Source organism: Caproiciproducens sp. MSJ-32 (genome assembly GCF_018918055.1).
Lineage (GTDB): Bacteria > Bacillota > Clostridia > Clostridiales > Clostridiaceae > Clostridium.
On sequence record NZ_JAHLPS010000120.1, the window covers coordinates 1 to 17,343 of the forward strand.

11 protein-coding genes and 2 tRNA genes are annotated in these 17,343 nt (G+C 26.0%); all 13 read right to left on the reverse strand.

Annotated features, from left to right (window positions below; translation table 11 throughout):
- Positions 1 to 169 precede the first annotated feature (169 nt).
- The 13 genes from KQI16_RS12180 to KQI16_RS12235 all read right to left on the reverse strand — a co-directional run bounded on the left by KQI16_RS12180 (position 170) and on the right by KQI16_RS12235 (position 17,071).
- Complete coding sequence (locus KQI16_RS12180; RefSeq protein WP_216434793.1) at positions 170 to 634, reverse strand: hypothetical protein; 465 nt, start codon at positions 632 to 634, stop codon at positions 170 to 172.
- Between the two features lie 25 nt (positions 635 to 659).
- Positions 660 to 2,528 carry a PAS domain-containing sensor histidine kinase gene (locus KQI16_RS12185; RefSeq protein WP_216434795.1) on the reverse strand — a complete coding sequence of 623 codons (1,869 nt, stop codon included), beginning with the start codon at positions 2,526 to 2,528 and terminating at the stop codon, positions 660 to 662.
- A 151-nt stretch (positions 2,529 to 2,679) separates the two neighbouring features.
- Positions 2,680 to 4,482, reverse strand: a complete 1,803-nt coding sequence (locus tag KQI16_RS12190) for a MutS-related protein (protein ID WP_216434797.1) — start codon at positions 4,480 to 4,482, stop codon at positions 2,680 to 2,682.
- Between the two features lie 258 nt (positions 4,483 to 4,740).
- The gene (locus KQI16_RS12195) at positions 4,741 to 5,673 is read right to left on the reverse strand and encodes a metal ABC transporter solute-binding protein, Zn/Mn family (RefSeq protein WP_216434799.1); all 933 of its coding nucleotides are present in this window, start codon (positions 5,671 to 5,673) and stop codon (positions 4,741 to 4,743) included.
- A gap of 75 nt (positions 5,674 to 5,748) precedes the next feature.
- A complete protein-coding gene (locus KQI16_RS12200) occupies positions 5,749 to 8,466 on the reverse strand; it encodes an AAA family ATPase (RefSeq protein ID WP_216434801.1) in 2,718 nt (905 codons plus the stop codon).
- Positions 8,456 to 9,586, reverse strand: coding sequence for a metallophosphoesterase family protein (locus KQI16_RS12205; protein WP_216434803.1), 1,131 nt, complete (start codon positions 9,584 to 9,586; stop codon positions 8,456 to 8,458). The genes KQI16_RS12200 and KQI16_RS12205 overlap by 11 nt, the downstream gene beginning before the upstream one ends.
- A 403-nt stretch (positions 9,587 to 9,989) precedes the next feature.
- On the reverse strand, positions 9,990 to 10,121 hold the full coding sequence (locus KQI16_RS12210) for a small, acid-soluble spore protein, alpha/beta type (RefSeq protein WP_216434805.1): 132 nt from the start codon (positions 10,119 to 10,121) through the stop codon (positions 9,990 to 9,992).
- 99 nt (positions 10,122 to 10,220) lie between these two features.
- On the reverse strand, positions 10,221 to 12,254 hold the full coding sequence (ptsG, locus tag KQI16_RS12215; RefSeq protein ID WP_216434807.1) for a glucose-specific PTS transporter subunit IIBC: 2,034 nt from the start codon (positions 12,252 to 12,254) through the stop codon (positions 10,221 to 10,223).
- A gap of 143 nt (positions 12,255 to 12,397) precedes the next feature.
- Positions 12,398 to 13,258, reverse strand: a complete 861-nt coding sequence (gene licT / locus KQI16_RS12220; RefSeq protein ID WP_216434809.1) for a BglG family transcription antiterminator LicT — start codon at positions 13,256 to 13,258, stop codon at positions 12,398 to 12,400.
- Between the two features lie 157 nt (positions 13,259 to 13,415).
- On the reverse strand, positions 13,416 to 14,825 hold the full coding sequence (locus tag KQI16_RS13145; RefSeq protein ID WP_286173116.1) for an ATP-binding protein: 1,410 nt from the start codon (positions 14,823 to 14,825) through the stop codon (positions 13,416 to 13,418).
- An 8-nt stretch (positions 14,826 to 14,833) separates the two neighbouring features.
- A complete protein-coding gene (locus KQI16_RS13150) occupies positions 14,834 to 16,564 on the reverse strand; it encodes a ligand-binding sensor domain-containing protein (RefSeq protein WP_286173118.1) in 1,731 nt (576 codons plus the stop codon).
- 201 nt (positions 16,565 to 16,765) lie between these two features.
- Positions 16,766 to 16,841 (reverse strand) — tRNA-Trp (locus KQI16_RS12230).
- A gap of 154 nt (positions 16,842 to 16,995) precedes the next feature.
- Positions 16,996 to 17,071: transfer RNA gene (locus KQI16_RS12235), tRNA-Trp, on the reverse strand.
- Between the last annotated feature and the right edge of the window lie 272 nt (positions 17,072 to 17,343).

Below are 17,343 nucleotides of genomic sequence, written 5' to 3' on the forward strand. Positions count from 1 at the left end.
CCGCCGACTTCCTTCAGATTCCACCTCGCGGTGGACACCCTTGTCTTAGGCTAACGGTTGGCACTATCAACCCCCGTATCGGACTTTCACCGACAAGATTACGCCCATGCCGGGCGCACGAAGAAAAGAAGATTGCTTACAATCTTCTTTTAAAATTTTTTATGTAAATTTAAAATAATTTTCTATTATGTAACTTTTGAAATATATGAATAATGTAAACAAAAACCATAAATATTATTAATGATGGTATTCCTAAAAGAGTTTTTATTATTGGGTCCTCAAAAATTTTTACTAAATCAACTTTAAATATAAACTGTAAAACTAATGCTAAAATTACTTCTGATACAAACAGTAGTATATAATTTAAATATGAAACTTCTATTGATTTAATGAGATTAATTTTATTTACTTTATAATTTAAAAATGCTAAAAGTAGTATTCCAAATAAAGTATGAAATCCAAATTGTACTGGGAGTAATCTAAAAATATATAATGATACTCCCATAATGATTCCAGATAATAAAGCTTTCTTAACATTTAATTTTGTTCTAGATAATATATAAGAACCAATAACCAATAAAGTTTGCTCAGGAATTGCTCTTATAAACATTTCTATAAAATGTACTTTAAACATATTCTTTCTCCCCTACAATTTTTCTTTATATATCAGATAATTCTAAGCTTACCTTTTCCACAATATTATTACTAATCTTATCATTTACTAAATCATCTTCATCTATATCAATTATAGAAAAAGGTAAAGTTATGATAAATTCACTTCCCTTATTTATTTCACTAATAACTTCAATTTTACCTCCATGTAATTCAACGAAAGATTTAACTATTGAGAGCCCAATGCCTGTCCCTTCATGGTTTCTTCTTAAAGTTTTATCTACTTGCATAAATCTTTCAAAGATAAGATCTTTTTTATCCTCTGGTATTCCAGTTCCAGTATCTTTTACTGATATTAGAACATGATTCTCAGTATTCATTATACTAACAAATATATTGCCGCCTCTATTTGTAAACTTTAATGCATTTGAAATTAAATTCAAAATAATTCTCTCTACCTTATCCTGATCAAAGGCCATTATTCTTACTTCAAGATCTGTATCAAATGTTACTTCAATACCTTTACTTTCAGCATATGGAATTATAGACATTACTATGTTTTCAACATCCCCTATAATATCTCTATTACTCTTTTGTAAAGTAATAAAGCCAGAATCAAATTTTGTAATATCTAATAAATTATTTATAAGTCTTGTTAATCTATTGCAATTATTATAAATACTATCTATATATTTAATCTTTTTGAATTCTATTTCTGAAATATCTTTTTTATAATAAGATTTTAGTAACTGAGTAGAGGAAGATATAATATTTAATGGAGTTTTTAATTCATGAGATATATTTGAAAAAAATTCTGTAATATACTTATTATATTCTCTCATTTCCTCTAATAGTCTTATATTATTTTCTACATCTTTCCTTAGTTTTTGAACCTCTCTTTTAGGAGTTATATCTCTTGTGATCGTTAAAATTGCTTGTTTCTTTTCATACGAACAAAGCGCTGATGTACTTAAAAAAATCAATTCATTTCCATCTTTGTCTAAAAACTTATCTTCAAATGAAACCTGAGATAACTTGTTATTATGTATTTTAGAATATATCTCTGAATATCTTTCACTATATATTAATATTAATTTATTTTCTTCATGATTAAGTTGTGTTGTATTTAAATCAGATAAAGATTTTACTCTAAATAATTTTAAAGCATGTTCATTAGCATATAATACCCTTTCCTCATTATGAATAAATATAGCTTCTTGAGAATTTTCTATTAATAAATCATAACACGCCTCATTATTTAATAATATTTCTTCAAAGTAATGATGCTTTTTTGTTGCTCTTCTTAACTCCTCTTTAAGTTCCTCTCTTTGTTTATTTTCTGATTTTACATATTCCCCTAATATCCAAGCAATAAGAACAAAACCTGCCCCCATAATTAAATCATTTTGAAAATATATATTTATTGTTAAATCCCTTCTAAAAAATAAATCTATTAAACTTATTATTATCGAAGTTACCCAGGCAATTGTTAAACCATAGTTTTTACCAAATCTTATTGTTGCTGAAATAATATTAAACATATATAAAAACTTATATTGGCTTTCATAGGAATTTGTTACTAATATTAAGACTGTTACTATAACTATATAGATTACATCTGCTGATATATCTATTCCTTTTGACATTTTTAATTTATACATATAAATTAAGATATATTTCCATAAAATATAACCAATAAGAAAAAATAAAGGAAGCATTATTGAATATATTTGACTCATTCCATATAGAAAAGTTTTACTAGATAACTCCATTTTTTCTACAATATTTTTTAAAACTCCTAAGCAGATTAAAAATATCGTTATTACTTTAATAATAGAAATTACTCCAAGTACATTAATGTCCTTATCGTTTTTATCAAATATATTATTATATTTATCCTTATACCCTCGTTCCATTATCTCACCTAATTTCTTATATATATTTCCTTTAATATGAAATTATTATAGCATAATTGATATCCTATTTGACAATATACTACAATCATTTTATTTTTTTATTTCATTTTATTAAATATTTATTAAACTTATTAGCAAAATAAAAGGAGTTTTAAAACTCCTTAAAATTTATTCCTGCTAATTTCATAAGATGGACAGCATTTTGGGTCTTACTTCTTCCCTCTCTTAGTTTATAATCAAAATGTATTTTATCATCTTTATAATACTCTTGAAAATTGTAATTCTTTATCCAATCTTTAGTTTCTTCTAAGTCACATAATTCTAAATCATGAGTTGAAACTAAACCTATGGAGCCATTTTCTACTAATTGATTTATTAATACCCTTGCTCCTTCATGCCTATCTTTTGAATTTGTACCTTTAAAAATTTCATCTAAAAGAAAAAATACTCTTTCCCCTCTCTTAGCTGCATCTATCAATATTTTTATTCGTAAAATTTCCGCATAGAAAGAAGATATACTTTCCTCTAAATTATCTGAGGTCCTCATACAAGTGTAAATATTAAATATTCCAGATCTAAAACTTTTGCTATAAGTTTTTGCTCCAATATAGCTTAATAATAAATTTAAACCTACAGTTCTTAAAAATGTACTTTTACCGGACATATTTGAACCTGTAATTAAAGCAACTTTTAAATTATTATTTAACCTAAAGCTATTTGAAACTGCTTTACTTCCTAAGATTGGATGAGCAATTTCAATTCCTTCTACTTCTTTACCTTCACTTATTTCTGGATAAGTCCATTTTTCAAAATCAAAGGAAATATTAGAAATGCTGCAAAGGGCTTCAATTTCTCCCATTGCATTCAACCATTCTTCAAAATATTTACCATTTTCTTTTTTCCAATTTTCAATATTCCTTAAAATAAAAGCATCTATAAAAAACAATACATTTAATATTAAATAGTAAGCATTTTTATAACTGTCTCCTAACCAATCTACTAAATTTTTAAGGGTTTTCATTTCATTATAAGTACTTTTTTTAGTATCATTAGTTAATTTGTCCTTTAATCTCAATAATAGTTTACTTTTAAAATTTTCTTTTTCTATTAATTCTAAAAGATTTGTATATGCTTCTATATCTTTTTTGTGATTATCAAAAAGCAAAATTACTTCCTGCAAATCCTTAGTTAAACTTTTTACCACAGCGTAATTAATAATTAAATTCAGAAGCAGATAAGCAAAAGGCACTACTTTTAAAATAGTTAAAATTATAAGCACAAAAGTTATGCTAACAAAAAAGTATGGAACTATCTTTAATGAGCTTCTTAGCTTTACTTCACTATTTGCCCAAGCTAATAAGTCTTCTATACTTTTATTAGCACTATTTTTAATGGCAGATTTTACTTCTAATCTTTGTCTCCATTCAATTTTCTTAGAAAGCTCTTCAACGGCTTCTTGTCTCTCTAATATATCTTCTTTTGTAGGAAGATTTTTTAACATTAATATTTCTGATAACTTTTGCCTTCCAAATTTAGTCCTTGTAGAATTTATCATTTGAAATAAAGAATTTCTGCCAAAAACATCTAAATCATTAATAAAAGCATGTTTTTCATCTAAAAATTCTTCTCCATTATCCTTAAAATCCTTAAAGTTTCCCTCTATTCTTGAAACACCTTTTTTATTTATTTCTAGATATATTAAAGTCTCCTCTTTATCAATAATCTTTTCATTATGAAAATAAGCCACAATTATAAATAAAAGAAGAAAAAACGTTAATGCAAAAACTACAGCCAAAATATTTTCATTCTTATAAAAATAAAAGGCCGATAAAATACCTAAAATAAATATTATTAATCTTAATACTGAAAGCTGTAATATTATTTTGTTTAATTTTTTTAATTTTTTATTTTTATTATCTATTTGATTATTATAGTAAGTTAATGCATTACTCAAAAAAACACCACCTTTTATTAAATCCAAAAAATTTAGTTCTTATTAACCTATTAAATTAATCTTAATTATTTTATTATTATATCAAAGCTAATTATAATTAATCCATAAAAATGAAATTTTCACATATTATGTTTTTTTATAATATTAAAATATATCATATTATAATAAAAATTATAATAAAAAGAAGCTGCCTATAATATTAAAGTGCAGCTCCCTTTTCATATATAATTTACCCTTATCAAAATTATAGCTAATTATCTATTTTAATAATGCTTTATATATTGTTTCTAAATTATATTTCATAGCCTGAAGATAATCTAAATCATCTTCCTTTGTTTCAAGACTATATATCTTTTCAATAGTTGCTCCAACTGCATTTGCAAGAGTTTCTGAAGCCTCAGCACTAGCAGTGCTTTCGCTAAATATAACTTTAATCTTGTTTTCTTTACAATAATCTATAAGTTTTTCTAAATCTTTAGGAGTTAATTCTCCCTCACCATAAACATTAGATATACTATTTTGTGTTAATCCAAAGTCTCTTGCAATATAAGCAAAGGCAGCGTGTCCAGTTACTAAATTTTTATTTTCTATATTCTCAAATTTTTCAATATAAGTATCTTTTAAAGCATTCATTTCTAAAAGCAGCTCTTCATAATTTGCTTCATAATAATCTTTATTTTCTGAATCAATTTCAACTAATGCATTTTTAATATTCTCTGCTTCCTTTGCTGCATCTATTAAACTTAACCAAATATGAGGATCATAAAGTCCATGATTATCTTCTTCATGTTCATGAGCAACTTCCTCTTTTGCAGTTTTTAATGGTTCTATACCAGTTGCTGCTTCTACTATTTTAACGTCAGTTCCTTCCAAGCTTTTTAAAATTGAATCTATCCATTCTTCCATTCCTAAACCATTATAAATAAAAACATCTGAATTGGTTAGATTTTTTAGATCTGTTGGCTTTGGATCAAAGCTATGGGCATCAGTTCCATCAGGAATTATAGAAAATACTTCCACTTTATCTCCACCTATAATTTCTGCAAAATCCTTTAAGGGATATATTGTTACCCCTATTTTTATTTTATTATTAATATTTTCACTTATATTTTCTTTATCCTTATTACTACATCCTGTAAATACTAAAAAAACTCCTAGTATAAGAGCTAAAATTGATATATTTCTTCTCATTAACCCACCTCTTTTTGCAAATGATTTGCATTTTTTACTGTTTAATTTTATACTCTTATACTATTATTGTCAATGCTATAAGCAAATATAATTTAATTTTTCATTTATATTTTTTAATATTTCTCTTTCTCTTTTTTGACAAGTAAATATGATAATCTGATGCATATCTATTTCCGATAGCAATTTTAATGCTTTTTCAAGTCTAATATCATCATATTGAACAAAGGCATCATCTAAAATTATTGGATATTCAGAATTTTTATATATCATTTTTATAAAAGCAAGCCTTAAGGACAAATAAAGCTGATCATTAGCACCATTACTTAAAATTCCAGCGCTTAATACATCATTTTTCTGCCTAACTTTCATTTCATAATTATCTGAAACCATAACTTCATTATATTCGCCATTAGTCAAATTATTATAATAGTTCATAACATTAGAATTTAATATATTAGTAAAATTTCCTCTTACTTCCCTTAAAGCATCCTTCATAACCTCTATTGAAAGTTCTATTGACTGCATTTTGATTTCAAGATTCTTTATATTTTCTTTTACTTCTTCTATTTCTTCTTCGATTTCTGCTATAGTACGTTTTCCAAGATATCTATTTTCTAATTTATTCTCAATATCTTTAATAGATTTTTCTAATTCTATTAATTCATTTGATTTTTCTGTAATTTTAATATCTATTTCTTCTTCTGAACTATAATTATATTTTATATCTTTATTTATTATTTCTTTAACTTCTTCCTTTATAGCATCTATGTCCTTACCCCTTGTTAATGCAGCATAAGTTTCTTCTACACTTTTTAATCCCCTAATTATTTCTTCTCTTTCTTTTATTTTATCTCTTAATTCAATTAACTTTTCTTCAAGCTCATATAGATCCATACTTTCTAGTCCTATAAAAGTAAGTTTTTCCCTTATTCTTTTTTCTCTTATATTTAGTTCCTTTTCTAAATTTTCTATTGACTTTTCTTCTTTTTCAATTTCTATTTCTAAAGAAAGAAGTTCTTTATTTAGTTCATCATATTTTGATATTTTATATATTACTTCATTAATATCATTTGTATTTGATAATTTTAAAATATTATCTATATTCTTTTGATTCTTATCATAACTTTCTTTGAGCTTTCCTATATTTAACAGAGAAATCTGATTATTTTTTTCTGATATTCTTATTTTTTGTTTTTCTTCAAATAAAACAAATTCCTCATAATGCTTTAGTTTTCTTATAAATTCTTCATAATTGCTTGCCTTTACAAATTTTGTATAATTATAAATTTCCTTCTCTATTTCTTTTATTTCTTCCTGTAGCATTTTTATTATTCCATCATTATTTTCTATAAATTTATTATTATTAAATGATAATAACAAACTAAAAATAAAAGCTATTCCAATAACTGCTGAAAAATATATATTTAATTTAATTATTATTGTAGTTATTAGAATTAAAAATAAAAAAATACTTATTATTTTATTATATTTTTTAATATTAACTATACTTTTGCTTTCTTCTTTTACCTTATTATTTTCTATATTAAATTTAAGTTCTTTCAGTTTTTCTTCATATCTTTTTAAAAGATATTTAATCTCTTCTACTTTATCTTCAAAATTAATAGCATCACCCAATTTTTCTTTTCTTATTTTTATCTCTTTATGAAGCTTTTCAAGTTCTCTATTTAAGTTATTATAATTATCTATTTTTTCTTTAATACTTTCCTGCTCCATTACTTTTTTTATAAAGTCATTTTTTTCATTATTAGATATATTCTCTAAAAAAAGAAGATCTTTATTTTCTATTTTTTTATTATTATATATCTCTATCTTAGAAGACAAATTTCTTTCACTTTCATTTTTCATATCAAGAATACTGAAATATAAAGAATTCTCTTCTTTTATATCATTTAAAAGATTTTCATCAATTAATCCATTTTTAGATGATAAAGTACTTTCAATAAATTTTTCCTTCTTTTTTAGTTCCTCTTTTTTCTTTAAATATTCAGTAATTTCCTCATATTCCTTTTGAAGCTTAATTTTTTTTAAATACCTTTTATATATATTTAAATTTTTAATCTCTTCTCTTAAATTAGTCCGATTTTCTTTTAAAATAATTAAAGCCTGCTCTTCTTCCAAATTATTTTCTGCTAATCTATATGCTTCAAATCTTTCTTCTACTAAAGCATTATATTTTTCCCTTAATAAATCTAACTTTCCTGTTTTTCTTGTAGTGCTTATCTTCTTTTTTATAGATTCTAATTTTTCAAAAGCCTTTTCTACCGATATATTTTCTTCCTCAGAAGCTAAAAGGTTTGCCGCTTTATCTATTATTTCTTCTTCTTTATCCTTAGTTATTGCCACTCCTAACTGGCTGATAAATAAAGTTTTATTAAAGGTTGAAGAATTTACATTTAAAAAATATTTCCCGGGATCATTTTTAGGAATATCTAAAATTTCTTCTCCTGTTTCAGCATCTATTATTTGAGATCTATCATCCTTTTTCGTCTTTCCAAAGGTTCTAATTATTATATATTTTCTACCATTATGAATAATGTAAAGTTCTCCTCTAATGCTATCTCCATCTACAGGCATAAATCTTAATCTATCATTATTTTTTATATCTTTACTTCTCTTGCTATTCATACCATATAACCAAACCCTTATAAAATTTTGTATGGTACTCTTTCCTTTTTCATTTTCCCCATATATTAGATTTATTCCTTCCTTAAACTCTATTACTTTATTTTTAACACCTGCAAAAGCAATAATATTTACCTTATCAATAATCATCTAAATTCACCTCCCCGCTTGATAAAGATTGAATACCTATCTTCAAAGCCATTTTAATTAATTCCTGATCTAACTCTTTATTCTTTGACATTTCTAATAATTTTCTTGCATACACTCCCTTAATTGAATAATCTTCTGCTATTTTATCAAAGTCTAATTTTACTTCAGTTTTATCTATAACTTTAACATAATAAAAATGTTCTCTAATTTTTTCTAAAATCACATTCTCATTTAAATTTATAAAAGCTTCAACTTCCCCCTTTAGGACGATTTTATAAAAGTTAACTTTTCTATCTTCTTCTTTTATTTCATTTAATATTTTCGCTTTAATTTCTTCATAAGTCATAGAATTACTTATATCAATTTCAAGAACATAATAATTTCTTTTTGAACTTCTTTTAAAACTTAAATCTACTATTCCTTTTGAAATATCAGCTATAATAACTCCCTTATCTCCTGTTTCATCAAAACCTCTCCCTTGAGGACATCCAGCATAAGCATAATATGTATTTTTTTCTTTTTGAAGACCGCTAAAATTATGCCTATGACCTATTGCAAGATAATCTAACTTGCTATTAGCAATATCCTTTAAAGTAATTGGATTATATTCATTTCCTTCATCACTATTTGATATATCAGCATGAATAGTCATAATATTTATATAGTCATCATTAATAATAATATTTTTTAATAAGCTTTTCCTTACATAGTTATTATTAAATGCCGCTCCCCAAATGACTACTTTTAAATCCTCTATAATTACCTTTTCTATTTCTTCTGTCTTAAAAATATAAACATTTTTAGGCCAATCAATAAGTTTATAAAAGGATTTATCATTATAGGGATCATGATTCCCAGGAGAAATAAACACTCTAATATTTTGAATTCTTTCAAGTTCCTTTTTTATATATATTAATGTTTTTTTATCTACAGTTAAATTATCAAAAATATCCCCAGTTAATAAAAAAATATCAACAGAATTATCTATACATAAATCAATAATCTTCTTAAAAACTTCTAAAAGCTCCTCCTTGCTTATTAGTGATAGTTTCTTATTTAATTCTTTAAAAGGAGTATCAAAATGTAAATCTCCAGCTTGTAATATTCTTACCTTTTTCATAGCATCACCTTAATTTTAATAATTCATGCGAACCTTAGTTCTTATTTTATCATTTCCTTCTTATATTCACAATATTAAGGTTAATTACAAAATAAGAATATAGGTAAATTCATCTACATAAAATTAATTCTTTATATTTAACTCTCCAATTCCCATATTTATATCAAAGATATATATTCGCAAATTTAAACATAAAGAAGTCCCTAGAAATAAAATTATTTTATTTCTAGGGACTTCCCTTTTAGTGAAGGGCGAACAATATTTTCAGGGCTCTATATTATCCTGTCCTTTAGCTAAATAGATTCTTGCAAACTAGATATCAGTGGTTATTTTATAGAATCTTTATATTGTTCCACCTTTCATTAACCATTTCGCCATTTACAGGAGTAAATACTAAATTCTTTTAGCTTTCAGTTGAGTTATTAGGAACTTTTCTTAATTTTGCTTTTTTCAATGAAACTCCTAACTCACTGGCCACTTCATTATTAAATACTTTAAGTCTTTTTTTCTTAGTAGGAACTGAAAGTTTATCCATTATTCATTCCTCCCTTGGCTCATTGGTTTTACAATATTATTTTAACCTTATACAAATTTTCTATACCTTAGAAAGGCTTAATGAATTTTAAAGGCTTTATTATATAGTATTTTCATGAATTTGAACTTTATCCACTTCTCCAGCCATTACTTCTATGCCTTCCTTGAAATAAACAAACTTATCCTGATCTATTTTCTTAAAGATTATAACTATTATTGGAGATTTAGCATTTTCTTTTATTTTTTCTATAGAAAATTCAATTAATGCATCTCCTTGTTTTACCAACTCACCTTCTTCAACTAACCTATTAAATCCATCTCCATATAATTTCATACTATCAATACCTATATGTATAAATATCTCACAATTATCGCCCTCAATATTTATAGTATGATTATTCTTAGAAATATTAGTTATTTTCCCATCAATTGGTGATAATAACATATTATCAACTGGATCTATTGCAAAGCCATCTCCGATAAGCTTCATTGAAAATATTTCATCAGGAACTTCTTCTATCCTTAAAAGTTTTCCACTAACAGGTATCATAACAAGATTATCTGTCTTTATTCCTGCTTTTAAAGGTGCTAACTTTTTTTTCTTTTTAATTTCTATTTCCCTACCTTCAATTAAAGCTTGTATCTGCTCCTTTAATATATCTGAATTTGTTCCAAATATTGCTTGAATATTATTTCCTATTATCATTAATTCTGAACCCACTGCATATTTTAACTTTTCTTTGTCCACTAAATTTATTTCATATACAGTAATTCTTATTCTTGTAATACAAGCATCTAAATATTTTACATTTTTCTTTCCACCTAGAGCTTCTAACACTTCTTTTGCTAGTTCACCATCAGCCAACTCTAATTCAAGCTGTTCCTCTTCCCTCTCTCTTCCTGCAATTTTTAAATCTAATTTTCTTATTATATATCTAAACCCAAAGTAATATATAACAGCAAATATCAATCCAACAAATATGGCTAGCCACCATTTTGTTCTATTTGGAAGAATGCCAAATAAAATAAAATCTATTAATCCTCCTGAAAAAGTTAAGCCTATTCTTACATTAAGAATATCCATTATCATAAAGGATAGACCTGCAAAAACACAATGTATAGCAAATAATGCTGGTGCTACAAATAAAAACATAAACTCTACAGGCTCAGTGATTCCTGTTAAAAATGAAGTAAGAGCTGCAGAGAAAAAAATCCCCATTACTTTTTTCTTATTTTCATCGTATGCTTCGTGATACATTGCTAAGGCTGAAGCTGGTAATCCAAACATCATAAAAGGATATTTTCCTGTCATAAAAGTTCCAGCAGTAAATTCAACACCATCCCTTAGCTGTGCAAAAAATATTTGCTGATCACCAATTATAAGCTCTCCTGAGGAACTTAAGTATTCTCCAAAATGATACCAGAAAGGAGTATACCATATATGGTGAAGACCAAAAGGAATTAATGCTCTTTCTACAAGACCAAATATAAAAGCTGCTACAGAACTGTTAGTAGTTATTACTGTAGTTGTAAAATCTAAGATTCTGTTTTGTATTGGGGGCCATATTATAGCTACTAATAGACCAAAAAGCACTCCCATAATTGCAGAAATTATTGGAACTAATCTCTTTCCTGAAAAGAAACCTAAAAATTCAGGCAATCTTGTATCATAAAATTTTTTATATACTTTCCCAGAAATAAGACCTATTAATATTCCTCCGAATACCCCAGTTTGTATTGTTGGTACCCCTAAAATTGTTGTGAATAATGGATTATTAGCAATTGTACTTTGATTAATTCCAAGGGCAATCCCTGCAGTCATATTCATTGTTTGAAAAGCTACTATTGCAGCTAAAGCCGCAACTCCATCTCCACTAGACATGCCTATTGCAACACCTACTGCAAATAATAAAGATAAATTCCCAAAAATTATTTCTCCTGATGATGACATAATATTGGCGATTATTTGAATATTTTCATTAGCTATTATAGGAAATCTTGCTATTATATCTGGATTTTCAAATACTGTTCCAATTCCCATTAATATACCTGCAGCTGGTAAAAGGGCTATTGGAAGCATCAAAGATTTACCAATTCGCTGCAAGATACCAAAAAAATTCTTTAAACTCTCCATATTCTTCCTCCTAAAGAGTTACTTTAATCAATTTATTTTATGTAATTATTCCATATCTAAAAATTCACAGTTCCCAACAAAGTGCCGTGAACTGTGAATCAAGCAAAATTATCGTATACACTTTTAACTATTTTTTACATATATTAACTGTTATCGTTATCTTTATTCCTTATTACTGAAATAACTCTGTGTATGTGCATAGTTAAATATACAATTTCATCATCATTAACTTTATAGTTATAATTATTTTCTATAAAATGCTTTATTTTCAATGCACAATTGAATGCTTCGGAATAACTTTTAGATGCTAATTCTAGAAACTCATTATTATTATCACAATTTTGGCTATTAGTAACCACTCTTTTAGCAAAATACTTCAAATGAGTTAGCAGTCTATCATAATTTATGTCTTCTTCATCAAACTCTACAGAATAATAATATCTTATAATATTTAATATACCTTTTACTATATTGGTTGCTAATATTGATTCCTTTGATGTTTCCTGATAGCTTGCATTAACAAAGTGCAATGCAATAAATCCAGCTTCATCCTCTGGAAGATTTATTTTTAATTTGCTATTAATGTATTTTAATGCCCATAAAGCTACTTTATATTCTTCTTTATGAATCCTTCTTATTTCATCTAATAAGTCATTTTTTATTTCAACTTTATTTTTATATCTTTTAATAGCAAAAGCCATATGGTCAGAAAGGGAAATATATATTTGCTTATCTAATTTTCTATTTAATTCCTTAGATGCATAGCTGATAATTTCGTGGGCAAGTTCAAAAACCCCATCCGGGATTTCATTAATTAATTTTTTCAACTTATTCCCCATTCTTTTATCATCTACAACAAATACTTTTTCTATTTTATCTTCTTCAATTTCTTGTCCGACTTTTCTTTTAAAAGCAATTCCTGAACCCATGAGTATGACTTCTTTTTTAGTTTTTGGATCAATTGAAACAACAACATTGTTGTTTAATATCTTTTCTACAATCATTAACTCATTCCCCTTGCTTAGAAAAATAAAATACCTAAATCAAGATAAAATAGAAATCTTAATTTAGATATTGGATATTTTTTACAACGACTTATACTGGATATTCGCCTATATCATAACATTTAAATAATATGCTGTCAACATTATGTTATTATATTTAACTTTGTTTAGTCGGAAGGGTAATTATAAATTCGCTTCCTACCCCAGGTTCACTATTTACTTCTATTCTTCCATTATGAAGGGATACTAATTGTTTAGTAAGGGTTAATCCTAAACCACTTCCACCATATTCTTCTGATTTATTGTTATTATATGCTTGCCCAAACCTATCAAATATTTTTTCTTGATATTTCTTATCTATTCCTATTCCTGTGTCTTTAATAGAAATTTTTACCTGACTACCTAAATCATACATTCTAACCTCTATTCTTCCTCCTTTAGGAGTAAATTTAACAGCATTTCCTATTAAATTTATAATACACCTTTCTATTTCCATTGCATCACATTCAATTATTTTTTCTTCTACCTCTGGATCTATAATAAGCTCTATACCCTTTGATTCAATATAATCCTTCATAGATAACACCACTTCTTCTATATGGTATATAATATTATGTTTTTCTATATTAAGGACATAAGAACCTGACTCTATTTTAGAGGTATCAATAATATTATTAATTAATATAAGAAGTCTATCAGAGTTTCTTTTGATTGTATCCATGTATTTTGCAAGTTGTTTTCTTTCTATTCCCTGAGCACTATCATTAAGACTTGATATAAGCTGTTGAGCTGATTTTATAATATTTAATGGAGTTCTAAGTTCATGAGATAAATTAATAAAATAATTATTTTTGTATCTTTCATTCTTAATTAACTCATTATACAACTCTTCATTTTCCTTTAATTTCTTATTTAATTCGGTTGTTCTTTGTTCTATTATGATGTTTAATATCTTTACCCTGTCATATATTATGTAAATTATTATTATTATAGTTAATGAATATATTAAATAAGCCAAAGGAGTTTTCCATGGTTTTAGACCAACTGTAAATTTAACACTTGTTGGATTACTCCACTCCCCATTTGAACTCTTAGCAATAACTTTGAATTCATAATTTCCAGAATCTAAATTAGTATAATTTGCATAATTTCTATTTCCTGAAAATACCCAGTCCTCATCAACACCCTCTAATTTATAAGCATATTCTATATTTTTAGTATTTAAATAATAAGGAAGAAAAAATTTAAATTGTATTTGATTATGCTTATAATCTAAATAAATATTAGAGATATCTTTAATTTCATTATCATTATTGTAAATGCTATCAATTACAACTCGATCTGAAAATCCATTCTTTATTATGTTTTGGGGATAAAAATATGTAAAACCATTTATTCCTCCAAAGAACATTTCTCCCCTTGGACTTTTATAATTAGAAAATATATTATATTCATTTCCTTGTAAACCATCATTAACAGTAAAATTTACAAATTGCTCTTTATCAACTTCAAACTTAGATAATCCATAATTTGTACTTATCCACAAGTTGTCTTCATTATCTACCAAAATACCATTTATAAAATTGTTAGATAATCCTTCTTTTTCAGTATATCTCTCGAAGTTTCACTTTCTTTATTAAATTTATTTAATCCATAACGAGTTCCTACCCAAAGATTATTTTTACTATCAATTGCAAGGGTATTTACTGTATTAAAACTTAAACTTGAAGCATCATTTTCAATATTTTTATAGTTATTCATTTCCTTAGTTTTTGTATTAAAAGAAATAAGACCATTGTTAAAGCCGCATGCAAACCACATTACTCCATCTTTATCTTTAATGATATCAAACACCCAGCTTGCATTTATATTATTATCTTCAAAGACTTCACTAATATTTGTAAAACTTTCCTTTCTATCAAAAGTACAAACTCCTAAATCAGTACCAATCCATAATAGACCCTTATCATCTAAATAAAGGGACTTAACATCATCTGATATCAAACTATTACTATCATTAGGATCACTAAAATAATTGGTAAATTCTTTAGTATTTTTATCATATTTACTTAAACCTTTTTCTGTAGCTATCCATATCTCATTATCTATTCCTGTAATATCTCTAATATTATTACTAGGAATGGTATTGATTATATCTCTATAGTAAGCAATTCCTTCGTACTTTATTCTTTTTATATTTCCATTTTTTCTATCAATTATATTTAAGCCTTCTCGCCTTGTTCCTACCCATAAATAGCCATCTTTATCCTCATAAATACCATAAATAAAATTTTCACTTATTGAATTCTCATCAAAGGGATCATTTCTATAATTATAAAAGGAATTTTCTGGATTAAACATACTTATTCCCTTGCTGGTTCCTACCCAAATAGTTCCTGATGAATCTTCCATTAAACTAAGTACATCATCACTTATAATGCTCTGCAAATCATATATCTTTGATTTAAATGTAAGAAATTCATTTCTTTCTTCATCCAATCTACATAAACCATTATTAGTTGCTATCCAAAGAATTCCCCTGCTATCCCTCAATATAGATCTTACTTCCTTACCTGCTAAGGATTTATTATTATTAGGATCATATAAATATTGAATTATTTCATTTGACTTTATATTTATTTTATTTAACCCATTATTTCCTGTGCCTACCCACAAATATCCTTGGTCATCAGCATATAAGTCATAAATAAAATTATCACTTATGCAATTTTTCCTTCCATCAGAATAATATTTTATTATTTCATTTGTTTCCTTAATAACTTTATTTAATCCATTTATAGTTCCTATCCAATAATTACCATAAACATCTTCTACTATTGAATAAATTACTTGGCTAGATAGTATATCTTCTTTCTCAGAATAGTATAACCTTTCAAAATTATCAGTTTCCTTATTATATTTATTAAGACCATCCGCAGTAGCTACGTATAAATCACCTAGTGAATCAATTAATAACTCGGTAATATTATTATTTGATAAATTACATCCATCTTCCCCTGAAACATAGGTCTTTACTTCATCTGTTTTTGGATCTATCTTATTTAATCCAACTGTTGTAGCAACCCATATATTATTATCATTATCTTCTGCAATTCCTATAATATAATTTCCAGTAATACTGTCAGGAGAGTCTTCCCTATACTTATATACTTTAAATTCACTTCCATTATATCGATTTAGCCCGTCATCTGTACCTATCCATATATAACCTCTGCTATCTTGAAACATATATTCAACAGTTGTTTGAGATAAACCATCTTCACTAGTAATCCTTTTAAAATTCAAGTTTTTCTCCTTGCTTATTTCAAAAGTTTCAGCATTAACATAAAGACTATTACTGTGAATAAAAATAGATATAATAAAAATCATATATAATAATTTTAAAAATATCTTTTTCATTTGATTTCCTTTCATAAACATTTTAATTTTCAAAAGATATAAAAAAATAGAGGAAGACAACTAATACTGTCTTCCTCAACTCTATTATGGCAGGGGCAGTAGGAATCGAACCCACAACCAACGGTTTTGGAGACCGCTACTCTACCAATTGAGCTATACCCCTTTAACAAAAAACATTTTAACATGATATTATAAAACTTGTCAATAATATGTTTTATTAATATATGATCTTTTATTAATATATGATCGTTTTATTGCCTTATATTTGCAAAATATTTGCAAATATATAGTCGGTAAAATTTTCTTACCGACTATTATGGCAGGGGCAGTAGGAATCGAACCCACAACCAACGGTTTTGGAGACCGCTACTCTACCAATTGAGCTATACCCCTTTAAACAGCAACAAACTCATTATAACTTATGTTTATTTAAAAAGCAACTACTTAAATTAATTTATTAAAAATGGTTCATTGTAAAATTAAATGCTACAGATAAAAAATATTAAAACCATAGTGAAAATCATGTATGATATAGGTGTCAAATCCAAACATACAGGAGGTTTTCACTATGGTTCATGATACTGATTATAACACACCTATACGTTCTTTTAAACACCTAAAGCTATATGAGCGTGGGGAAATTTATGCATTGCTTAAAGAAGGTA

Bases quoted from the DNA above. Each gene is read 5' to 3' on its own strand.
- KQI16_RS12205 (WP_216434803.1), bottom strand. From the start codon at position 9,586: ATGAAAAAGGTAAGAATATTACAAGCTGGAGATTTACATTTTGATACT.
- KQI16_RS12200 (WP_216434801.1), bottom strand. From the start codon at position 8,466: ATGATTATTGATAAGGTAAATATTATTGCTTTTGCAGGTGTTAAAAAT.
- KQI16_RS12195 (WP_216434799.1), bottom strand. From the start codon at position 5,673: ATGAGAAGAAATATATCAATTTTAGCTCTTATACTAGGAGTTTTTTTA.
- KQI16_RS12185 (WP_216434795.1), bottom strand. From the start codon at position 2,528: ATGGAACGAGGGTATAAGGATAAATATAATAATATATTTGATAAAAAC.
- KQI16_RS12180 (WP_216434793.1), bottom strand. From the start codon at position 634: ATGTTTAAAGTACATTTTATAGAAATGTTTATAAGAGCAATTCCTGAG.
- licT (WP_216434809.1), bottom strand. From the start codon at position 13,258: ATGATTGTAGAAAAGATATTAAACAACAATGTTGTTGTTTCAATTGAT.
- ptsG (WP_216434807.1), bottom strand. From the start codon at position 12,254: ATGGAGAGTTTAAAGAATTTTTTTGGTATCTTGCAGCGAATTGGTAAA.
- KQI16_RS12210 (WP_216434805.1), bottom strand. From the start codon at position 10,121: ATGGATAAACTTTCAGTTCCTACTAAGAAAAAAAGACTTAAAGTATTT.